This window comes from Streptomyces sp. NBC_00310 (assembly GCF_036208085.1).
GTDB lineage: Bacteria > Actinomycetota > Actinomycetes > Streptomycetales > Streptomycetaceae > Streptomyces.
In genome coordinates this window covers 5,866,850-5,890,384 of record NZ_CP130714.1, presented here as the reverse complement: position 1 = coordinate 5,890,384, position 23,535 = coordinate 5,866,850, and the positions used below count along the sequence as shown (strand labels likewise).

Sequence of the window (23,535 nt, the reverse complement as noted above, 5' to 3'; positions counted from 1 at the left end):
GTGGGTGGCCCCGGTCAGCCGAGCATGCCGACCTGGTAGTCACCGGCCGGCTGCTGCACCATGACGTTCAGCCGGTTGAAGGTGTTGATGAGGGCGATCAGCGCCACCAGGGCGAGGAGCTGGTCCTCGTCGTAGTGCTTCGCCGCGTTCTCCCAGACCTCGTCGGGAACACCGCCCGCCGCGTCGGCGATCCGGGTGCCCTGCTCGGTCAGCTCCAGCGCGGCGCGCTCGGCGTCGGTGAAGACCTTGGCCTCCCGCCAGCCGGCCACCATGTGCAGCCGCTGGGCGGTCTCCCCGGCGTGCGCGGCCTCCTTGGTGTGCATGTCGAGGCAGTACCCGCAGCCGTTGATCTGGCTGGCGCGAATCTTCACCAACTCCTGTGTGGAGCGGGGCAGTTCCGTCCCGGTGATCACCTTGTCGGCCCCGACGAGGTGCTTGACGAGCTTGCCGGTGATGGGGTTGGCGAGCAGGTTCAGACGCGCTTCCATGGCGGGCTCCTTGTGTCGTCGTATGCGGTGACAACACAAGGACGGAAGGACCCCGGGCGGATGTGACAGGGGGCGGGTGTGACCCCCGTCACCTCGACTCCGTCCTCACCGTCGCCGACCGGTCGGTCCGGCGGAATCCGAGCCCGGTCGGTCCCGGGCGGCTACGGCAGGTCCGGGCTCTGGATCGTGCGGGTCGTGCCGTCGGTGAAGGTGAGGGTGACCGTGCCGGTGAGCAGGCCGTAGCGGTCGCCCTCGGGCCACCAGGCGGTCCAGCGGCCGTCCTGGAGGGTGGCGTGGACGGTGTGGCCGCGGTCGCGGACGGTGACCTTCTCGACGTCCGAACCGACGGACCCGACGGCGTAGTTGACCTGGCCGGAGCCCTCGCCCCGAGCGCCGTAGGTGTCCAGCTCGATGCCGTCGGCGGGGAGGTCCAGGGCCGGGGAGACGGACATCGTGATCCCGTTTCCGTCCGAGGCGGCCAGGCAGTACGCCGCGTCGCCGCCGCGGCTGACCACCATCGAGGCCACGCTGCCCCGGATGTCCGCGTTGCTGACGTCGGCGGGTCCGGAGCCGTAGTCCTTCGTCAGGTCCAGGCACGCCTTCTCGGCGGCCGAGCCCTCGGCACCGGCGGAGTCCAGGCTGCGGGGCGTGCCGGTCCAGCTCGCCAACTCCGCCGAGGACAGGGGGCCTTGGGGGCCGAAACCGGGGAGGCCGGACAGTCCGCCCGTGGCGGTGAGCACGGCGAGGCCCGCCGCGAGCGCGCCGGCCAGGGTGAAGGAGACGCGGCGTACGAGGGGGGCGCGGGAGGCGGGGCGGACCGAACGGCGCGCGGGCTCGGTGTCGTCGAGGATCGTGCGCAGCAGCGTCTCCTCGCGGTCGAGTTCGGCGGCGGTCGGCTCGGTGCGGGGCGCGGCGTCGAGGGGGGCGAGGCGGGACAGCAGGGTGTCGTTCGTGGCGGTGTCGCCGGGCTTGGCGGTGCCGTCGTTCCTGGCCGTGTGGTGGTTCATCGCGGGGCTCCTGTCAGAACGTCGTGGCGAGGGCGGGCGTGGTGGCGGTGGGCCCGAGGCGGGCGGCGAGACGGCGTTTGGCACGGGTCAGGCGCATGGCGTACGCGGCGCGCGTGCAGCCGAGGACCTTCGCCGCGTCCTTGGCGGAGAGCTGTTCCCACACGTGCAGGGCGAGGACTTCCTGGTCGGCCGGGGCGAGTGCCTGCCAGGCGGCGGCGAGGTCGGTCCGGCCGTCCACCAGCGCGGCCGGGTCGGCGGCCCTGGTGTGGCCGCCGGTCTCGGCGGCCTGCTGGACGCGCACGGCGAGCGCGGTGTGCCGGCGCATGCCACGGTTGGCGTTCAGCATCACCTTGCGGGCCGTGCCGAACAGCCAGGGGCGCGGGTCCTCGGGGAGTTCGCGGCGCCTGCGCCACGCCGCGAGGAACGTCTCGCCGACGATGTCGTCGACGTTCATGGGATGGGCGCGCCTGCGCACGAACCTCAGCACGTCCTCGTAGTGGGCCCGGTACACGTCCGTGAACTGGGCCTCGGTGTCGATGGGCATGGCTTCCTTCCGTAGCTTCCGCCCCTACGTGTCCACGACGGCCACAGGTGCAACAGGAGAGTTCGAGCGAAAGCCGCCCCGGCCCACGCGAAAGGGCCGGGCCCGCTCCGAGGAGCTGGGCCCGGCCCTGTTCATGGGCGGTGCGGGAGTGTGGCGGGCCGTCAGTAGAGGGCGATCCTCGGGTGGACGGTGCCCTGGGCCGCCGGGTCGGTGACGGTGACGCGGTAGACCTCGGTGAGGGTGGCGCCGGCCGGCAGGGTACGCCGGGCGGTGGTCAGGTCGGTGAAGAGGGTGCCGGTCTGGCTGCCGAGGTCGACGGCCTTCCAGCAGCCGCCGGCGGTGCGGCGCTCGACCTTGACGTCCGTCGGGTCGAGGAACGGGCCGGCGTCCGGCGACTCCACCAGGAGCTGCGGGGCGACGGTCCGGTCCGCCGCCGAGTCGTTGCGGTAGGTGAGGGTGACCTCGTGGCTCTCGCCGTCCGCCGCGAGCGGGCCGGTGGCGAGGTCGACGAAGTCGACGGGTATGGCGGGCGTCTGCTGGGTCGTGGCGACTGTGGCGGCCTGCGGCGTGGCCGCCGCGGCGGGGCCCGCGAGGGCGAGACCGGCGGCCGCCAGGGCCACGGCGAGGAAGGCGACCCTCAGACGGCTGTTCTTTGATGACACGTGCGCGGATCCTTCGTGAGGTGGGGGGTCCGGCCGGCCCCATCGCTGGACACCGGCCGGGGACGTTTCCAAGATTACGAAGGGATGCCCGAAGACGGTAACTACCGTCGGGTAGTGGAGAGATACCGTGGAATGTCGGCCACCGTGGCACCCGCCTGGCCAATTTCCCCTCTCTTGAGCTAGACAGTCTCCGACCCCACCTCGACCAGTGGGGTCCAGGGGACTCAACAGCCCAGGGGGGCAACACCCATGACCACGTATCACCACGCGACGAGACGCTTCTCGCGCCTCAGACTCGCCGGGGCCGCGCTGGCCGCGCTCGTCCTCGCCGCGACGGGGACGGCGACCCAGGCGATGGCCGCGCCGGACACGACGCGGCAGGCCCAGTCGACGAAGACACCGCCGCCGCCCGTGCCGACGCTCACCTGGTCCGACTGCCAGGGCGGCTTCGAGTGCGCCAACGCCGACGTGCCGCTGGACTACCGGGAGCCGCAGGGCACCAAGATCACCCTCGCGGTGGTCCGCAAGAAGGCCGCCGACCAGACGAAGCGCAAGGGCACGCTCTTCATGCAGCCCGGCGGACCGGGCAACTCCGGGGTGGACTTCGTCCGCAACAACTACGCGGGCCTCCCGGCCGCGCTGCGCGACTCGTTCGACGTCTTCGGCTACGACGTCCGTGGTGTCGGCCGCAGTTCGGCGCTCACCTGCTTCGACGACGCCCGCTACACCAAGGCCGTCACCGACGCCAAGGGCGTCCCGGGCCCGGACGCCTACGGTCCGGCGCTGAGCGAGGCCGCCGAGTTCGACCAGGCCTGCCAGACCAACTCGGGCTCGCTGCTGCCGTACGTCGGCACCGAGTACGTCGCCCGCGACATCGACCTGCTGCGCCAGGCCCTCGGCGAGGAGCAACTGACCTACTACGGCCGGTCGTTCGGCTCGTACATCGGCACCGTCTACGCCGCGATGTTCCCGAAGCGGGTGCGGGCCCTGACGCTCGACGGGGCGTACGACCCCGACCACTACGCCAACCGCCCCTACGCCTACGACCGGTCGCAGTACCTGGCGCTGGACGGCGCGATGAGCCGCTTCCTCGACTGGTGCGCCGCCGACCAGGCGATCTGCGGCTTCGGCGACGGAGACCCGCGCGGGGCGTTCGAGCAGCTGAAGAGCGACCTCGACGCGAACCCCGTGACGACCGCGAGCGGCGGCAAGGCCAACGGCTACACCCTGGTCTACCGGCTGATGTTCAACATCAACGAGGGCAAGGTCATCTGGCCCTCGCTCGGCGCGGCGCTGAAGAAGGCGCAGCTGCGGGACAACACCTCCTTCCTGCTGCGTCCGCCGTCCCCGGCCAGCTTCGACTTCCTCGGCCCGAACGTGGTCGTCGAGTGCGTCGACAAGGACTACCCGAAGAGCCTGCGCAAGCTGGAGTGGAACGTCAGGTCCAACGCGGCGGCCGCGCCGCTGCTCGGCCCTGCCATGGCGTTCGGTCCGCCGACCTACGACCACCAGCACGCCACCGCGTGTGTCCAGTGGCCCGCCGAGAAGGTCAGCCGCTACGACGGCTCCTTCCGGGCCAGGGGCTCGGCGCCCATCCTGGTCCTCGGCACCACCGGTGACCCGGACACCCCGTACCAGGACGCGATCGCCCTGTCCCGGCAGCTCGACAACGCCGCGCTGCTGACGTTCGACGCCGAGGGCCACACCGCGTTCGGCCGCAGCGCCTGCGCGACGGACGCGGTGATCAACTACCTCGTCGACCTGAAGGTCCCGGCCTCCGGCGCGACCTGCGCGGACGAGACCCAGCCGCCGTCCTCCACCCCGAAGGTCGCGCCGCCCGGCACGACCCTGGGCGAACTGCGCAACGGCGTCAACGAGCGCGTCGACCGCATCGGCGACGTGAGCTGACCGGCTGACCCGTTCGGTGAACAGATCGGTTCGGCGAGCAGATCTGCTCGCCGAACCGATCGACCGACGCGAACCCCGGGGCGCCCGCCCCTCCACGGCGGGCGCCCCGGGGTTCCGCACGTCCGCGGCACGTCCACGGCACGTCTACGGGGCCCGCTCCACCTCGACGCCGTCCTCCGTCACCGCTCCTTCTCCTGCTCCTGCTCCTGCTCCTTCTCCGGGTCCGGGTCCTTCTCCGGGTCCTTCTCCGGGTCCGGGTCGATGTCCAGGTCGTCGAAGGGGAGCGCGTCCAGGTCCCCGTCGAAGTCCTCCGGGACCAGGAACAGGTGCTCCAGCGGGTCGGCCGGCGGGGCGCGGTGGAGGTCGGGGCCGGTGAGGGACTGTTCGGTCCAGATGCACTTGCCGGTGGCGGTGTAGCGGGTGCCCCACCGCTGGGAGAGGGCGGTGATGAGCTGGAGGCCCCGGCCGCCCTCGTCGGTGTCGGTGGCCCGGCGTATGCGGGGCATGGTGAGGCTGCCGTCGAAGACCTCGCAGACCAGCGCGGAGTCATGGAGGAGACGCAGGCGGACGGGGCCCTTGGCGTGGCGTACGACGTTGCCGACGAGTTCGCTGGCGAGGAGTTCGGTGGTGGGGGCGAGGTCGTCCAGGCCCCAGGCGGCGAGCTGGTCGCGGACGTGGCGGCGGGCCTGTCCGGCGGCCTTCGGGTCGTCGAGGAGGGGCCAGGAGGCCATCCGGTCCGCGGTCAGGGCGTGCAGTCGGGCGACGAGGAAGGCCGCGTCGTCGGCCGCCGCGAGCTCGGCGGGGAGCAGGCCGTGCGTGAGGGTGTCGCAGAGGCGTTCCAGGTCGGCGGCGGTGCCGTCCTCGTGGGCGGTGCGCAGCAGCCGGGCCAGATCGGCCATGCCGTCGTCGATGCCCCGTTTCGCCGACTCGACCAGGCCGTCGGTGTAGAGCACCAGCAGACTGCCGTCGGGCACCGACAGCTCGACCGTCTCGAACGGCGGCTCGGCCGCGCCGAGCGGCGGGTCGGCGGTCCACTCCGGGAAGCGCACCGTGCCGTCGGGGAGGACCAGGGCGGGGGGCGGGTGCCCGGCGCGGGCGATGGAGCAGACCTGGGTGGTGGAGTCGTAGAGGGCGTAGAGGCAGGTGACGTACGAGTCCTCGCCCAGGGAGCCGACGATGTCGTTGAGGTGGCTCATGATCTCGTCGGGGGGCAGTTCGAGGTCGGCGAGGGTGTGGACGGCCGTGCGGAGGCGGCCCATGGTGGCGGCCTCGGACAGGCCGTGGCCCATGACGTCGCCGACGACGAGGGCGACCTGGCCGCTGGAGAGCGGGATGACGTCGTACCAGTCGCCGCCGACGTCCATGCCCTGCCCGGCCGGGAGGTAGCGGGCGGCGGACTCGCAGGCGGCGAGGTCGGGCAGGTCCTGGGGGAGCAGGGCGCGCTGGAGTTCGCGGGACCGGGTGTGTTCGAGGTCGTAGAGGCGCGCGCGTTCCAGGGCCTGGGCGAGGAGGGCGCTGATCGCGGTGAGGAGTGTGCGTTCCTCGTCGGTGAGGCGGCGCGGCCTGTCGAAGGAGACGACGCACACGCCGAAGGTGTGGTCGGACGCGGTCAGCGGCAGGAACGCCCAGGCCTGTTTCCCGGCCCGGCCGGGCAGGTCGGCGTGCTGGGGGACGTAGGCGGCGTACTCCTGCGGTGAGGAGATGAAGATCGGGGTGCCGGTGTTGATCGCGTCCCAGGCGGGGCCGTACGGGGTCCTGGGGCGGTGGTTGACGAGGGCGATGAAGTCGGCCGAGTAGCCGACGGCGCCGACGTTGTGGAGCCGGCCGCCCTCGACGGCCTGGACGAGGAGGCCGGTGGCGGCGAACGGCGGCAGCACCCGCAGGGCGACCGCGTCGACGACGTCCTCGGAGGTGGTCGCCTTGGCGAGCGCGGTGGTCAACGCGGCGATGCGGTGGGCCCGTTCGGAGGCCGCGCGCTCGGCGTCACGGCGCTCCTCCTCGTGCCGTCGTATCTCGGTGACGTCGGTGAAGTAGATGGTGCGGCCGTCGGGGCCGGGGACCAGCCGCAGGTGCCAGACGCGGTCGTGGCCCGGCATGTAGACGTCGAACCCGGCGGGTTTCTCCTCGGCGGCGGCCTCCCGGCAGCGGTTCTCCAGGCCGGGGGTCTCGCGCACGGAGGGCAGGTCCCACAGCAGCCGCCCGAACAGTTCCTCCTCGGAGAGGCCGAGGGTGCGTTCCGCCTCCAGGTTGGCGAAGGTGATCCGCCAGTCGTCGTCGACGGCGAGGAAGCTGTCGCTCATGTGCCGCAGGGCCCGGCTGAGCGCGTCCCGCGCGGACCGCGACTCGTTGCTCTCCCAGCCGACGCCGATCATCCGGTGGGGTTCGCCGTGCTCGTCGTAGGTGGCCCGGCCGCGGGCCTGCGTCCAGCCCCAGGTGCCGTCCAGGCGCCGTACGCGGTACTCCGCCTCGTACACCGTGCGGTCGCGGATCGCCCGCTGTGCCGCCGCCAGGGTGGGTGCCAGGTCGTCGGGGTGGACGATCCGCATCCAGTTCTCGATTTTTCCGGTGAACTCGGCGGGCCGGGTGCCGTAGAGCTCCAGGGCGGCCTCGTCCCAGATCAGGTCGCCGGTGCGGATGTCCCAGTCCCAGGAGCCGACGCTGACCTCCTTCAGCGCCTGCCGCAGCCGCTCGCCGTTCAGCTCGGTCTGCGCGGGGCGGGACGGCGGCGGCGCCTGCGCCATGCGCTCCTGGGTCCAGTCGACGACCGCCCGCAGGAAGTCCCATTGCGGGCCGGTGGGTTCGCCCCCGTCGCCGGTGAGGACGGTGAGCGCGCCTATCGTGCGGTCGCAGCCGGACACGGGTAAGGCGGCGAGACCGGTGCCGGGCCAGGCGATGGCCATGGAGCCCAGCGGCGACCACACTCCGCTGCCCGTGTGCAGGGCGCGGGCCGGGGGCAGCGGGCCCTCCTGGTCGATGATCTCCCAGGGGCGGGTGAGGGCGGGTGGCAGGCCGGTGACCGACACCAGACGCAGGGCGGACATGGGGCCCCTCAGGTGGATCATCCCCCCGAGGGCGCCGAGTTCACCGACCGCGTGCTGGAGCGCCAGCCGGAAGACCTCGCTCTCCGCGAGGCCGGGATCCACCGTGCTGAGCAGGGCCAGCCGTGCGTTCATACGGCAGACCCTAACGTTCTACCCACACGTAAGGCAGACCGCCACAGGAATTCCACAGCGACTCCCCCGGCCCGTCCCCCACGGTCCGACACGCACGTCGACCGCGGTCGGACATGCACGTCAACTGCGCATATTCCAGAGCCAGTTGACACATGGATCATGGATCACGGGCGGTACCGCGCGGCGCTCGCGCAGACGGCCGGCGCATCCGCGCCGGACACCACCGCCGACGGCTCCTCAACCGCCCGCACGCTCGTCCTCCCCGAGGGCGCGGTCAACTTCACCATGGGGACCCCCGGTCGGCTCCTACGAGCCCGTCGGGCGGGGAGGCGGGAAGGCGGGCCCATTGACACACAAGCCCATTGATACATGAACAGGGCGGTCGGCGTGACCAGGATCCGCCGACCGTCGTTGGGCCGCTGCGACACCAGGCTGTCGCGACCCCAGCATGTCCGGCCCGACCTCAGCAGGCGCCATGTTCCAGACGTTGGTCAAGACGTTCGTCGAGCAGTACGCGAAGAACCAGCAGCTCAAACGAGATCTGAAGGCTCAGCGCGGTGAGCAGGAGACGCGCTGGCGGGAGGAGGACCGCGTCATCCTCCAGGCCGCCCTCGCCGCGAACCGGGTCGCCCTCGAACAGCACAACGACACACTCCGGCGCGCGGCCGGCGTCTCCTACCTGACCCTGCGCTGCCACGAGGACACCTGGACCTTCCTGGCCCGCACGGCGTTCGGCGTCTGGGAGCCCGGCTGGACCCAGAGCACCCGCGACCCGTACGACCGGGTCGGCCCGACCGCGACCAGGGCGGCCCACTTCACGGCGGACCCCAATCTGCCCGCGGGCCGCATCACCAAGGCCGACGGCGGCATGCAGGACGTCCAGCTCTCCGGCCACAACCTGGTCCTCGTGCTCGACGCCCTCCGCGAGGCCACGGCCTCGGAGCTCACCGCCACCGGGGCCCGCGCCAGGACCCTCTACGACCGCCTGGCGTCCTTCACGGCCAAACTCGACCCGGCGGCCCCCACGGGCCGGACCACGGGCATCCTCTGGCGGATCGACGACAGCCTGCACAGCCAGTACGTGAGCCGCCCGCCCGGCACCGGGCCCGGACGCCCCGCCACCGCTCCCCTCCTCCACACGGTCCCGTCCCCCACCCCGACGGCCCGCCGCCGCCATCCGGAGCGCAGCGGCTCGCCCGTGGCCCAGAAGTAGCCGGCCCGGGAGCCGTGGGGCGGCCGGGCCCGCTGTTACATGCCTGGGACACTTCCGCGGGCCCCGGAGTACAACCTTCCGCCATATCCGGTCGTCTCACCCGATACCAGCGCCACCTCAGCGTTGCGTCACCAAGGGGGGCATCATGCGACGAATCGGAGCAGTGGTCGTGGCACTCGCGCTCGCGGGAACCGCGATAGCGACGACGGCGGTCACCGCGAGCGCCGCGCCGGGGGGCGCCGCGCGTGCCGCGACGGCCTGTCCGACGGGCTGGGGCAGTGGCGTCAAGGGCAGCCCCGACAGCGGCTCGGTGCCGCTGTCGGACATCAGGACCGGCCGGCACGACTGCTTCGACCGCATCGTGTTCGACGTCCCCGGCGGCGGGGACAGCCTCGGCTACTGGGTCCAGTACGTCGACCAGCTCCACCAGTCCGCCTCCGGCGCGCTCATCCCGGTGACCGGCGGGGCCATCCTCGAAATCCGGATCGCCGCGCCGAGCTACGACCCCGAGACCGGCGGCGTCGCGTACCCGGGCAAGGTGGCCAAGCCCCTGCCCGGCGTGAACCTCACCGGCTACCGCACCTTCCGTGACACCCGCTTCGCCGGCAGCTTCGAGGGCGAGACCCAGATCGGCGTCGGTGTCCGCGCCCGCCTGCCGTTCCGGGTGCTCCAACTCCCCGACCGCCTGGTCGTGGACGTGGCGCACAGCTGGACGTAGCAAGGGGGCTCGGGAGTTCGAGGCTCGGGGGCTCGGGGGCTCGGGGCTTGAGGGCTCGGACGGGGGGGCGGACGCCGTACGGTCGCGCGGTGCGTCCGACGCGGCGGACTACCCCCTCCCGTACCGCTTCCATGGCCTCCCTGACGTCCGGATGCGGGTCCTCGGCGAGGTGGTCCAGCGGTTCGGCGACCCCAGCGGCTCGGACACGCGGGCGTTCGGCGGCGACGATGCTCCGTACGAACCGACTTGTAGGGTCCGGACGGTGGAGAGATCGAATGAACGTGTGAACGGCGGAGCGGCGTCGACGCTGCTGGATGTGCTGCTCGGGGCGGCGCGGGAGGCCCCCGGCCAGACCGTCGTGCACGTCCGGGGGGACGGCGGCGAGCACACGGTCACCTTCGCCGAACTCCACGACGACGCGCTGCGCGTGGCGGGCGGCCTGCTCGCCGCGGGCGTGACACCGGGCACCCCGCTGCCGCTGGTCGCCGACCGGGGCGACGCCTTCCAGCCGATGTTCTGGGGCGCCCTGGCGGCAGGAGCCGTACCCGTCCCCCTCGCCCCGGAGCCGCGCCGGATCGGCCCGGTGTGGGAACTTCTCGGCAGGCCCCCCGTGGTGGTGGACGAGTCGACGGCCGCCGTCGTCACCGGCGTGATCGGAGGAAGCGCCCAACTCGGCGGACACATAAGCGTGTTGAAGCTCGACGAGCTCCGTCGCGGGCGCCCGCCGCGGCGCCTCCCCCGCCCCTCCCCCGACGACATCGCCTTCCTCCAGTTCTCCTCCGGCAGCACCGGCGCCCCGAAGGGCGTGGAGCTGACCCACGCCGGCATCCTCGCCAACCTGCGCCAGATCCGCTCCGCGATGGCGATCACCCCGGACGACGTGCTCGCGACCTGGATGCCGTACTTCCACGACATGGGGCTCATCGGCACGCATCTCGTCCCCATGGCCGCGCGCCTGAAGCAGATACGCATAGAGCCGCTGTCCTTCGCCAAGCGGCCCGCGCTGTGGTTCGAGGCCGTGTCCCGCCACCGCGCGACCCTCCTCTCGGCCGCGAACTTCGCCCTCGCCCTCGCGGTCCGCCGCGTCCCGGCCACCACGCTCGGCGGCCTCGACCTCGGCTGCGTACGTCTGCTGCTCATCGGCGCCGAGCCGATCGCGCCGCGCGTCTGGCGGGAGTTCGCGGCGCGTACGGCCGCGGCGGGGCTCGACCCACGCGCGCCGCTGCCGGTGTACGGGCTGGCCGAGGCGACGCTGGCGGTGACCGTACCGCCGCTGGGCGAGACCGCGACGCCGCTGTCGCTGGACCGGGAGGCGCTCGGCCGGGGGCGGGTGGAGGAGACCGAACCGGGGCCGCACGCCGTGGAGTTGATGGACCTGGGGCGGCCGGTGGAGGGCTGCGAGGTCCGGATCACCGGTGCGTCCGGGGGCGTGCTGGGTGAGCTGCGGGTCGGCCATGTGGAGGTGCGGGGGCCGCAGTTGGGGCGCGGGTACCACCGGGCGCCCGAGGCGAGCGCGGAGGCGTTCGGGGGTGACGGCTGGCTGCGTACCGGTGACCTCGGCTTCCTGCGGGAGGGTCGGCTGTGCGTCACCGGGCGCCACAAGGACGTGGTGTTCGTCAACGGCCGTACGTTCCACGCGGCGGACCTGGAGGAGACGGTCGCCGCGACGCCGGGGCTGCCCACGGGTGTGGCGGCGGTCGTGGGGTCCACCGATCCGGACGGCGGGGGCGAGCGGGTCGTCGCGTTCGTGCAGTGGGCGCGACCCGAGCCCTCGGTCGCCGCGCCGGTGCTCCGTGCCGCCGCCGGGCGGCTGCGGGAGGCTCTCGGCCACGACGACGTGCGGGTGCTGCCGTTGCCGCCGGGGGCGTTCGCGCGGACGACCAGCGGGAAACTGCGGCGGGGGGTGCTGCGGGGGCGGTTCGAGGCCGGGGAGTACGCGGCGGTCGAGGGGCGCTGGGCCGACGCCCCGCGTACGGCGGTGGGGAGTGCGGCCGGGGTGGGAGGGGTCGTCCCCCGTTCGCTGCGTGAGGTCCAGGAGGCGGTACGGGGGATATGGGCGCGTGTTCTTGAGGTGCCCGCGTCCGAAGTCGGGCTCCGGGAGCGGTTCTTCGACCTCGGGGGGTCCTCGCTCAAGGCGATGGCCGTGCTCGCCGGGTTGGAGGACGTCTTCTCGGTGACGGTGGAGCCGGGCGCGCTGCGGGACCACGACACGGTGGTGGGGCTGGCCGGGCATGTGATGGGGTTGTTGGGGCCGTTGGGGCCGTTGGGGTCGTTGGGTCCGTTGGGGTCGTTGGGGGAGGGGGGTGCGGGTGCGGTTGCCGGTGGGCGCCTCATGGGTCGGGGGGAGCTGTCCGATGGCGGGTGCGGGCACGTCGTGGCTGGTCGCGCCCACGCGGCGGAGCCGCACATGTCAGAGCCCCGTGCCCCTCAAGGGCCTGCGGCCCTTGAGGGGGTTGCGGGTTCGCTGAGCGAGGGTGAGGCGAAGACGAGACCCGATGCCGGTCCCGACGCCTCCGGCGGTCCCGACGCCTCCGCCGGTCCCGATGCCTCCGGCGGGGCCGATACCGCCGCCAGGCCCGAGGGCGACGCCGGTGCCCAAGGCCACGCCGCTCCCGAGGGCGACGCCGGTGCCCAAGGCCACGCCGCTCCCGAGGGCGACGCCGACACCGACGCTGGTCACCTTGCTCACGCGGGTCCCCGTGCCGCTGCCGAGGCCCACCCCCGCCCGCGCGCCGACGCCGGGCCTCCCGGGGCTGTCGCCGTACTGGCTGTGGCCTGTCGGTTTCCCGGGGTCGGGACGCCTGAGGGTTTCTGGGAGTTGCTCGTGGCCGGGGGCGAGACGGTGGGCGGGGTGCCCGAGGGCCGGTGGGGGAACGGGGTCCGCCCGGTTTCCCGCTCCGGGGGCTTCCTCCCCGACCCCGCGGCCTTCGACGCCGGCTTCTTCGGTATGGACGAGGCGGAGGCGCGGGCGACCGACCCGCAGGCGCGGATCTTCCTGGAGCTGGCCCATGAGGCGCTGGAGCGTGCCGGGTACGCGGGCCCCCGGCGGGCCGGCCGCAGGGTCGGGGTCTTCGCGGCGGCCGGTGACAGCGGGTACCGCGAGATCCTCGCCGAGGCCGCCGACGGGGACCTCGCCCGCCACCCGGCCGCCCTCACCGGCAACCTCCCCAACCTGATCGCCGCCCGCGTCTCCCAGGTACTGGACCTGAACGGCCCCGCCCTCGCCGTCGACACGGCCTGCTCCTCCGCCCTCGTCGCCCTGCACCTGGCCCGCCGCAGCCTGCTGTCCGGCGAGTGCGACCTCGCCGTGGTCGGCGGCGTCAACCTCGGCCTGACCCCGACCGGCCACCGCCTCCTCGAAGCGACGGGCGCGCTGTCGCCGACGGGCCGGTGCCGGGCGTTCGCCGCCGACGCGGACGGCTTCGTACCGGGGGAGGGCGGCGCGGTGATCGTCCTCGCCCGCCCCGCCGACGCCCGCACCGCCGGTGACCCGGTCCTCGCCCTCGTACGCGGGACGGCCGTCAACAACGACGGCCGCTCGCTCGGCCTCCTCGCCCCCACGCCACGCGGGCAGCGCGAGGTGATCGGCCGGGCGTACGAGGAGTGCGGCGTCGATCCGGACGTGGTGTCGTACGTCGAGGCGCACGGCACGGGTACGCCCATCGGCGACCCCGTCGAGGCCCGGTCGCTCGGCCAGGCGTTCCCGCCCCGCGCCGACGGGGTCCCGCGACGGCTCGGCTCGGTCAAGGCGAACCTCGGGCACCTCCTCAACGCGGCCGGCATGCCCGCCCTCGTCAAGGTCGCCCTCGCCCTCTCCCACCGCCGGCTCCCGCCCTCCCCCCACACCACCCCACCCGCCCCCTTCCTCGAACACACCGCCCCCGGCTTCCGCCTCGTCACCGCACCCGAGGACTGGACCGACACGGAGGGCCGCCCGCTGACCGCCGGCGTCAACTCCTTCGGCTTCGGCGGCACCAACGCGCACGCCGTCCTGGAGGAGGCGCCGAGCGGTTGGGGCGGGGAGACCAGGCGCGGGGAGATCAGGGGCGGGGAGATCAGGGGCGGGGAGACCAGAGGCGGGGCGATGACAGGTGGGGCAATGACGGGTGGGGCGGCGAGGGGCGGGGCGGCGGGGCCGACGTCCGCCGTCCCGCTCAGCGCGACGCCCGCCGTCGCCCGCGCGTCGGCCGACGCGCCCGCGACACCACCGGCCACCACGGCACCCCGTACCACCGACGGTCCGCACCTCCTGACCCTGTCCGCGCGTACCGATGGCGCACTACGCGTCGCCGCCGCCGAGTTGGCCGCACATCTGCGGGCCCACCCCGAACTGGACGAGGGCGACGTGTGCGCCACCGTCAACACCGCCCGGGACGAGGGACCGTACCGGCTGGCCGTGGTGGCGGACGGAGACCTCGCGGAGCGGCTCGAAGCGGTGGGAGAAGCCGCTGCCGCCGGAGCCGTGGAAGAGGCCACTGCCGCCGGAGCGGTGGAAGAGGCCGCTGCCGCCGGAGCGGTGGAAGAGGCCGCTGCCGCCGGAGCAGTGGAAGAGGCCGCTGCCGCCGGAGCGGTCGATGCGCTTCGGCGGGCGGGTTCCGTGGGCGCGGCTACGGGGCCTGTTCGAAGCCGGCCCCGCACGGTGTTCGTTCTGCCCGGTCAGGGAGCCCAACGGCCCGGTCTCGGGCGGGAGTTGTACCGCTCGGCGCCCGTGTTCCGTGACGTCCTGGAGGAGGCCTCGTCCCTCACGGGGCCGGTACTCGGCCGCACCCTGGCCGCCTGGTGTCTGGACGAGGACGCCGACCCCGCCGCCCTGGCCCGGACGGAGGTGACGCAGCCGTTGCTGGTCGCGTTCGCGGTGGCGTTGGCCGGGCAACTGGCCGCGTGGGGGGTGACGCCGGACGCGGTCGTGGGGCACAGCGTCGGTGAGATCGCCGCCGCGTGCGTCGCGGGGGCCCTGCCCCTGGCCGAGGCGGTCGGCTTCGCCGCCGAACGCGGACGCCTGGTGGGCGAGCTCGCCGCGCCGGGCGCCATGGCGGCCGTACGGGGTGACGAGGGCACCGTCGCCGCCGTGGTCGCCGAGTCCGGCGGCACGCTCTGCGTGGCCGCCGTCAACTCGCCCACGCAGGTGGTGCTGGCGGGTGGGGCGGAGGCCGTCGACCGGGCGGTCGCGGCGCTCACCGCCCGTGGCGTGGCCGCGCGGCGCCTCCGCGTCTCGCACGCCTTCCACTCCCCGATGCTGAACCCCGTACTCGCCCCCCTCCACAACGCGGCGAAGGCCCTGACCGTGCACCCGGCCACCGTGCCCATGCTGAGCACCGTCACCGGCGAGTGGGCCCCCGACCTGACTCCCGGCTCCGGCCACTGGCGCGACCACGCCGTCCGCCCCGTCCGCTTCGGCCCCGCCGTCGCCCGGCTCCTCGACGAGGGCTACGACACGTTCGTCGAACTCGGCCCCGGTGCCTCCCTCTCCGCCCCGATCCACGCGGTGGCCGCCGCACATCCCGGCGTCACACCCTCCGAGGTGGAGGTCCTGCCCGCGCTGGCCGCTGCCGCCTCGGACCGCCGGGGGTACGGGAGAGGAGCGGCGACGGGGACGAGAAGGGGACCGGAGGAGGAATCCATCAGGCTGCCGGTCGCGGGCGCCGAGGCACTGCTCGAAACGGTCGGTCGGCTCTGGACCCGCGGGACCCCGCTGTCACCGCTGTCACCGCTGTCCCCGACCGCCCCGACGGCCCCGGCCCGGAGCACGGGACGGCGACGGGTGCCCGTCCCCACCTACCCCTTCCAACGCGGCCACCACTGGCCGGAGCGCCTCGCCCCGGCACCCGAGCCCGTCACGACGACCGCGCCGCGTACGGCACTCCCCGCGCCCGACGACATACCCACCCCGCGGCCCCTCCTCTGGCGCGACGCCCCGCTGACCGCCGCCCCCGGCCCCCGCGTCGTACGCCTGACCGGGGCCGACACGACACTCCGCCGCTCCCTGGCCGAACGGCTCACCGGGCGCGGAGTGACCGTGCTGGGACCGACGCCGACGCCGGGCCCGTCCGCAGCCCCGGCGGAAGCCGAGGAGCGGTCGGTCGCCCCGGAAGCCGTGCTGTGGTTCGCCGATGACGCCACGGGCCCGGACTCGGAGACCAGCACGGCCGTCTCCGCCCTGCGCGAGGTGCTGCCCTCGCTCGGCACGTCCCCCACCCGCCTGCTGCTCGTCACGGAGAACGCGTACAGCACCGGCACAAGCACAAGCACGGGCACGGGCACGGGCACGGGCGCAGGCACGGACACCGGCACCGTCACCGTCACCGGCGACCCCTCCCCCCAGCACCGCCCCCGCCCCACGCAGGCCCTCCTCCACGGCTTCGCCCTGGCCCTCCCCGAGGAACACCCGGGCCTCTCCTCCCTGAGCGTCGACCTGTCCGCCCAGGACACCCTCGACGCCCGACTCGACGCGCTGGAGCGCGAGTTGGACGCCCGCCCCACCGCCCCTCCCGGCTCCGGCGCGGGCGGTACCGTCGCCTGGCGGACCGGCCGCCGTCTCGCCCGTACGGCCGTGCCCCCCGCCCCGGCCCCCTCTCTCACCCCACTGCCCCCGAACGGCACCTATCTGATCACCGGCGGCGCGGGCGGCCTCGGCTCCGCGCTCGCCCGTGACCTCGCGGAACGCGGCACCCCCACCCTCGTCCTGACCGGTCGCACGACCACCCCGCCCCGCGCTCTGCTCACCGAACTCCGCGCCCTCGGCGCCCACGCCCGCTATCAAGCAGCCGACGTCACCGACGCGGCCGACATCGACGAACTCGTCGCCGGCCTGCCGCCCCTGGACGCCGTGTTCCACGCGGCCGGCACGGCCCGCCCCGGCAGCCTGCGCGGCAAGCCCGACGACGAGATCGAGGCCGTACTCGCCGCGAAGGTGCGCGGCACGACACTCCTCGCCGAAGCACTGCGCCGGCACGGCCAGGAGGGCGCCGTACGCGTCGCCTTCTCCTCCGTGTCCGCCGTCCTGCCCGGCCTCGCCGGCGCCCTCGGCGACTACGCCGCCGCCAACTCCTTCCTCGACGCCTTCGCCACCGCCGAACGTGCCGCCGGCCGCCCCTGGCAGTCGATCGCCTTCGGCCCCGTCACCGACACGGGCCTCGCGCACGGAACAGCCCCCCAACCCCGGCTCCGGTCACACGGCCCCACCCACGCACACGGCCCCACCCACGCACACGCACTCACGCTCGCCCCCATGACCGCACGGGCCGCCCTGGCAGGCCTTCACGCGGCGCTCCGCCTGGACGCGGCGCACGTGCTGGTGACGGGCGTGGGCGCCGCAGCCCCGGCGCCCCTTCCCCCGGACGCCGACTCCGCCACGCCCCGCCCCGCCACGCCCCGCCCCGCAACGGCCCACCCCCAGCCTGTCGTTCGGCGCCCTCCCGGCCCGATCGGGACGTCCCCCGTCACCACCCTCATACGCCGCCTCCTCGCCGAGGCCCTGCACCGCGCCCCGCAGGACATCGGCGACGACGAACAGTTCCTCACCCTCGGCCTGGACTCCCTCAGCGCCGTCGACCTCGCCCGCCGCCTGGAACGCGAACTCGACCGTCCCCTCCCGGCCACCCTCCTCTTCGAACACCGCACGATCGGCGAACTGGCCACCCACCTGGCCACCACCACCCCACCGACCCCGATGCCGACAGCGATCGAAACTCCAACTCCGATGCCGACGTCGAGCGTCGTTCCGAACGACCCCTCATCGACGGCCACAGCCGACGACCGCCCGCCCCTCCCACTCCCCCTCACCCCCCTCCAACTCGCCTTCCACACCACCGAAACCCTCCACGAGGGCATCACCGCCTACGGCTACGTACGCCAGAGCGTCAGCGGCCCCCTCGACACCGTCCTCCTGGGCCGGGCACTCGCCCACCTCGCCGCCCGCCACCCCATGCTGCGGATGCGGATCACCGACGACGATGACGCCCGCCCACGCCAGTACGCCGCCCCCGCCGGCCCCGTGGACACGGCGCCTCGCTGGTACGAGGTACGGGAGCACCCCGACCTCCACCGGCTCGAACACGACCTCTGCAACCGCCCGTTCGACCTGACGAGGGAGGACCCGGTACGAGCCGTCCTCGTCCACGACCGTGACGACGCGCACCTCGCCCACCTGCTCCTGGTCGTCCACCACGCCGCCGCCGACGGCTTCAGCCTCAAGCTCCTCGCCGAGGAGCTCTGGACGCTCTACACGTCCCTGGCACGCGGCGACGAAAGTACCCAACTCCCGCTCCTCAAGGGCGAGTTCGGTGACTACGCGGCCGCGATGACCGCCGAGCGCCGGTCCCCGGCGTACGCACAGGACCAGAACTACTGGCGCGACCGGCTGGCCGCGCACATCCCCGCCACCCCGGCCGCAGCCCCCTCCCTGCCGTACGACGGCGACCCCGAAGCACCGCCCGCCCCGCCCCTCACCCACCACCGCACCGGTATCGACGAGGCGCTGACCGCCGCACTCCGCGAGACCGCCGCGCGGCACGGGGTCTCGTTGTTCCACCTGTTGCTGGCGGTGTACGGCCGTTGTCTGGCGCGGTGGAGCGGGCGGCGGGCCGTGGCGGTCAACGTGGCGCGGGCCCGGCGGGAGTCGCCGATCGCCGGCATCGACCGTCTGGTGGGGCCGCTGGCCGACACGCTGCCGGTGTTCGTGGACGTCGACCCCGAGGAACCGGTCACCGCGCTCGCCGACCGGCTGCGCCGGATCTGGCGGGAGGCCGAGGCGCACGCGACCCTGAGCAGCACCGACGTCGCCCGGCTGCTGTCCGAGGTACGGGCCACCACCGGCCCGGCACCCCGCACGGCGGCCGAAGCGGGGTTCAGCTTCTCCCGCTTCCCCGTGGTCCACGGCCCCGACTGGCCGGTCACCGTCACCCCGACGGCGGCGGCCACCGCCTCCGCCGCCACCCGGCTCGGCCTCCTCTGCTGGGAAGCCGACGCCGCCCTGCGCCTGTCGTGGAACTACCCCGCCCGCCTCTTCCGCCCCGAGACCGTACGCCGCCTCGCCGACGAGTACGTCACGGAACTGCACGCCACCGTCGCGGTCCCCTCAGCCACCCCGCCCTCCGTCACGAACAACACGAACGACACGAACGACACGGAGAGCGCGGAGAGCGCGGACAGCACGTCCTCCACGAACACCACCACCACCACCGGCACCGGCACCGGCACCGGCACCGGCGGGATCGTGGACCGTCTCCGCGCCCGGTTCCGCGCCACCCCCCGGTCCATCGCCGTCGCCACCGCCGGCGGCCGGAACACGCTCACCTATGCCGCGCTCGACACCGCCTCCGCCGCCCTCGCCGCCCGGCTGCGCGCCCACGGCGTACGCCCCGGCGACCTGGTCGGGCTCCTCACCGAACCGGGCGGCACGGCCACGGTCACCGGAGTCGTCGGCATCCTGCGGGCGGGTGCCGGCTGGGTACCGCTGGACGCCACCCACCCGACCGCCCGGCACCGGGACCAGTTGTCCCGTACGGGAGTTCGCGTACTGGTCTGCGACCCGGCGACCCACGAAGCGGCCACCGGTCTGGAGGGCGTCACCCCGGTCCCGGTGTCCGAGCCGGCCGACACCCCACCGATCGACACCCCCGAACCCTCCCCCTCCACCTCCCCCGAACTCTCCCCCTCCGCCTCCCCCGAAGCCATCGCCTACGTCATCTTCACCTCCGGTTCGACGGGCCGTCCCAAGGCCGTCCCCATCACCCACCGGTCGATGACGAACTACCTCGACTGGTCGCTGACCACCTTCGGCTACGGCCCCGGCGACCGGCTCGCGCAGACCGCCTCGGTCTGTTTCGACGCCTCCGTACGGCAGTTGCTGGCCCCGCTGCTGGCCGGCGCCACGGTGCACCCCCTCTCCCGCGACCTGCTGCGCGACCCCGACGCCCTGCTCGACCGCGTCGTGGCGGACCGGATCACGGTGTGGAGCTCGGTCCCGACGCTGTGGGAACGCCTGCTCACCGCCGCCGAGGACCGCACCCGCGACAACGGCACGCCCCCCGGCCTCTCCGCCCTGCGCTGGGTCCACGTGGGCGGCGAGGCCCTGCCCGCCGCCCACGTACGCCGATGGTTCGACCTCCTGGACACCCTCGACGGCACCGGCACCGGCGGCGGCCCAGGTCCTCACCGCATCGCCAACCTCTACGGCCCCACCGAAGCCACCATCAACGCCACCTGCCACATCATCGACACCCGCCCGGGCGACGACGTACGCCACCTCCCCATCGGCCGCCCGATCTCCGGCACGGAACTGACCGTGGTCGACGAGGACGGACGCGAACGCGCCCCGGGCGAACCCGGCGAACTCCTCATCGCCGGCACCGGCCTCACCCCCGGCTACCTGGGCGACCCCCACCTCACGGCCGCCGCCTTCACCGAACGGGACGGCCGCCGCTGGTACCGCAGCGGCGACCGCGTCCGCCGTACGGCCGACGGGACACTGGAGTTCCTGGGACGGCTCGACGACCAGGTCAAGGTCCGCGGTCACCGTGTGGAACTCGGCGAGATCGAGGCCGCCCTGCTCACCCACCCGGGCGTGGCCCGCGCGGCCGTCCTGCTGCGCGACGGTCGGCTGGAGGCGTACGTCGAGCCGAGGACCGGCACGCACACCCTCGACCCCCGCCGGCTCGACCCCCGCGAGGTGCGCGCCTTCCTCTCCCGCACCCTCCCCCCGTACATGCTCCCCGCCCGTGTCCACTCCCTCCCGGCCCTCCCCCTGACCGGCACGGGCAAGATCGACCGCAACGGCCTCGCTCCCCGAAGCGAAGCCACGCGCCCCGACCCGCCGCGCACGCCCCCCGCGACCCCCACCGAGCACCTGCTGGCACGCGCCTGGTCCGCCCTGCTGGACGTACCGGAGTCCGAGATCAGCCGCCAGGACGACTTCTTCACCCTCGGCGGCGACTCCATCACCGTGCTGGAACTGTTCTCCCGCCTACGCCACGAACGCCCCGCACTGCCCCGCCCGACCGCCGTCTACACGCACCGCACCCTGACCGCCCTGGCGGCAGCCATCGACGCCACCACAGACGACACCACCGCCGACACCACCGCAGTCGCTCCGGCCGAGAGCCGACAGGCGGTCGACCCCGTAACCCCCTACCCCCTCACGCCCTCCCAACAGGGCTTCCTCCTCGCCGACGCCCTCGCGTCGGGCCGCCCTCGTACACCCGACGCCCCCAACACCCCCGACGTCCCCGGTACTCGCGGTATTCACGGCACTCGCGGCACTCACGGTGCCAACCCCGCCTGGCTGGCCCGTTTCCGTATCCGCGGCCCCCTGGACCCCGACCTGTTCCAACGCGCCGTCGACGTCCTCATGGCCCGGCACCCCATGCTCCGCACGGTCTTCCCGGCCGGCGCCCGCCCGCCCGTGCAGCAGGAACTCCCCGCCTCCCTAAGGCTCCCCGTCGAGACGGAGACCCTGGCCCACCCCGGCCTGCTGGAGGAACGGGCCGCCGAGGAGGCGGGCCGCCGCTTCGAACCCTGGGCCTGGCCCCTGCTGCGTCTGCGCCTCTTCACTCTCGCGCCGGACGAACACGTCCTCCTCGTCCACGCCCACCACCTCATCGGCGACGGCTACAGCGCGGCCCTCCTCACCCGCGAACTCCTCACCGTGTACGGCCGTTTCGAACGCGGCCTCCCGCACGGCCTGGAGCCCCCGCACTCCACCTTCCGCGACCACGCACTCCACCGCACCGCACCCCGGGCGTGGGACGTACCGCCCACGACACCGGAGACCGAGGAGTACCGCGCCCGCCACCTCGCCCCCTACACCCCGCCCGTCCTGCGCGCACCCCACCCGGACGGCACCGCGCCCGCCTTCCACACCACGTCCTTCACCGTCGACGCCGGCCGCACCCACGCCCTGCGCCAGCTCGCCCGGACCAACGGCACCACGCTCCACGCCCCCGTCCTCACCGCGTACTACCGCGCCCTCACCACGCTCACCGGCCGCCGCGACCTGGTCCTCGGCCTGGCCGTCACCGGCCGGGACGAGAGCACGCGGGACGCCCAGCACGTCTTCGGCCCGTTCGCCGAGGCCGTGGCGCTGCGCCCGGCGTCCCCGTCCGACAGCACGCACCCGGCCCCCGGCTTCGACGAAGACCTGCGCCTTATCACCGCCGAGACGATCGCGGCCCGCACCACCGGGCCCCTGGACCTCCGTACGCCCCAAGGCCTCCCGCGCACCGCCCAGTTCTTCTTCACGTTCCTCGACTTCACCTCCCTCGGCACACCGCCCGACAGCGGCCTGACCCTCCACGCCGACGACACCGACACCGCGCTCGCCCCGCCGCCGGTGGGCACCGACGTCCTCCTGGCGGTCCGTCCGTCACCGACCGGCGAAGGCCTGCGCGTCACCGCCCGAGCATCGGCGACCGCTCTCACGCTCGACGAACTCGCGCGTTTCACACGGGAGTTGAGCCGTCGACTGGAGGAGGCACCGCACGACGACGCCACCACCGCCCGCCCCTTCGACCCCACCCCCGAACCCGCCCTCGACGCCGCCCTCATCGGCTACCTCCCCGCCCCTCACCACCTCGCCGCCTTCGCCGGGCTCCCCCCGGACGCGGCACCCAGCCGTGAAGCGATCCGCGCCCTGCTCTTCCCTGACGGCCGCGCCAGGCTCCTGGAAAGCGTCACCACGCCCCTCGGCAGATCCGGTTTCGTCTCGCTCCCTCTCTTCGCCGACGAACTGACCGGCCCACTCCCCACCGGCGACCCGGCCACCCGGGCCACCCCGACCACCCCGACCACCTTTGCCGCCCCGACCACCCTGGCCGCCATGACCGCACACGCCGTGGACCACGCCGCATCCCTCGGCGCCCGCTGCGTCTCCCTGGCCGGCATGATCCCGTCCCTCACCGGCTACGGCTACGAAGTCCTCCGGGAGATCCCGGCGACCCCCACCACCCAGACCACCCAGACCACGCTGACCACCGGCCACGCGGCCACGACCGTCGCCGTGGTCAAGACCGTCCGCAGCGCCCTCGACGCGACCGGCCGCGACCTGGCCGACCTCACCCTCACCGTCGTCGGCTGCGGCTCCATCGGCACGTCGTCCCTGCGCCTGCTCCTGGCCCGCAGCCCCCGCCCACCGGCCCGGCTCCTGCTCTGCGACGTGCCCGGCAGCGCTCCCCGCCTGCACCACCTCGCCGAGGAACTGTCGGCCGACCATCCCGCCACGGCCGTAGGGGTCGTCGAGTCGGCCGACACCCGGACGCTCCCCGCCGAGGTCTACGAGGCGTCCGACCTCATCGTCACGGCGGTCAGCGGCGGCCCGACGACCCTGCTGGACGTCGACCGGCTGCGGCCCGGCACGATCGTCGTGGACGACTCCTTCCCGCACTGTTTCGACACCGCGCGGGCCCTGGAGCGGATGCGGCACGAGCGGGACGTACTGATCGTGGGAGGCGGCCTGCTGGCCCTGGAGTCCACCGAGACGCACCTGTCACCGGACCTCCCGGCCGCCGCCCTCACCGGCCACGCGGGCGCCCGCACCCAGCACCACCTCGCGCTCCACCTCCCCGGCACCCTCGCCTCCTGCCGCCTGGAGTCCCTCCTCCACGCCCACCTCGCCGACCGGGCCTCCGGTACGGAACCGCCCCTGATCCACGGCCTCGTCGACCTGCCCCGCGCCCTGGCCCACTGGGACGCCGCCGAGGCCGCCGGAGTGCGCCCGGCCCCTCTCCATCTCCTCGACCACACCGTCCCACCGGAGGCCCTGACCGCCCTGCCCCCGCCCCGGCGGTCGCGCTGATCACCCGCACCTGCTCGACGGCAGCACGGGCGG

At 74.1% G+C, this 23,535-nt stretch carries 9 protein-coding genes; 4 read left to right on the top strand and 5 right to left on the bottom strand.

All coding sequences use genetic code 11. The annotated features are described in order from the left end of the window. Positions 1–14: 14 nt before the first annotated feature. From OG202_RS25815 to OG202_RS25800, 4 genes are all read right to left on the bottom strand, one after another. Positions 15–488 (bottom strand): carboxymuconolactone decarboxylase family protein, encoded by a 474-nt coding sequence (locus tag OG202_RS25815; RefSeq protein ID WP_326580232.1) that lies wholly within the window; start codon positions 486–488, stop codon positions 15–17. A 161-nt stretch (positions 489–649) separates the two neighbouring features. Further along, positions 650–1,495 (bottom strand): hypothetical protein, encoded by an 846-nt coding sequence (locus OG202_RS25810; protein WP_328223647.1) that lies wholly within the window; start codon positions 1,493–1,495, stop codon positions 650–652. A gap of 13 nt (positions 1,496–1,508) precedes the next feature. Next, complete coding sequence (locus OG202_RS25805) at positions 1,509–2,039, bottom strand: RNA polymerase sigma factor (protein WP_327728653.1); 531 nt, start codon at positions 2,037–2,039, stop codon at positions 1,509–1,511. A 161-nt stretch (positions 2,040–2,200) separates the two neighbouring features. Beyond that, on the bottom strand, positions 2,201–2,701 hold the full coding sequence (locus OG202_RS25800; RefSeq protein WP_328223646.1) for a signal peptide protein: 501 nt from the start codon (positions 2,699–2,701) through the stop codon (positions 2,201–2,203). A 249-nt stretch (positions 2,702–2,950) separates the two neighbouring features. Between OG202_RS25800 and OG202_RS25795 the strand changes: the two genes are divergently transcribed. Beyond that, positions 2,951–4,609, top strand: a complete 1,659-nt coding sequence (locus OG202_RS25795; protein ID WP_328223645.1) for an alpha/beta hydrolase — start codon at positions 2,951–2,953, stop codon at positions 4,607–4,609. A gap of 179 nt (positions 4,610–4,788) precedes the next feature. On the opposite strand, the gene OG202_RS25790 is transcribed toward OG202_RS25795, so the two are convergent. Then, on the bottom strand, positions 4,789–7,782 hold the full coding sequence (locus tag OG202_RS25790) for a SpoIIE family protein phosphatase (RefSeq protein ID WP_328223644.1): 2,994 nt from the start codon (positions 7,780–7,782) through the stop codon (positions 4,789–4,791). A gap of 475 nt (positions 7,783–8,257) precedes the next feature. On the opposite strand from OG202_RS25790, the gene OG202_RS25785 reads away from it, so the two are divergent. The 3 genes from OG202_RS25785 (at position 8,258) to OG202_RS25775 (ending at position 23,502) form a co-directional block, all read left to right on the top strand. Next, on the top strand, positions 8,258–8,995 hold the full coding sequence (locus OG202_RS25785; RefSeq protein WP_326580245.1) for a hypothetical protein: 738 nt from the start codon (positions 8,258–8,260) through the stop codon (positions 8,993–8,995). A 145-nt stretch (positions 8,996–9,140) separates the two neighbouring features. Continuing rightward, on the top strand, positions 9,141–9,713 hold the full coding sequence (locus tag OG202_RS25780) for an AMIN-like domain-containing (lipo)protein (RefSeq protein WP_328223643.1): 573 nt from the start codon (positions 9,141–9,143) through the stop codon (positions 9,711–9,713). 262 nt (positions 9,714–9,975) lie between these two features. After that, positions 9,976–23,502: a non-ribosomal peptide synthetase/type I polyketide synthase gene (locus OG202_RS25775; RefSeq protein WP_328223642.1), complete on the top strand. Its 13,527-nt coding sequence runs from the start codon at positions 9,976–9,978 to the stop codon at positions 23,500–23,502. Positions 23,503–23,535: the final 33 nt, after the last annotated feature.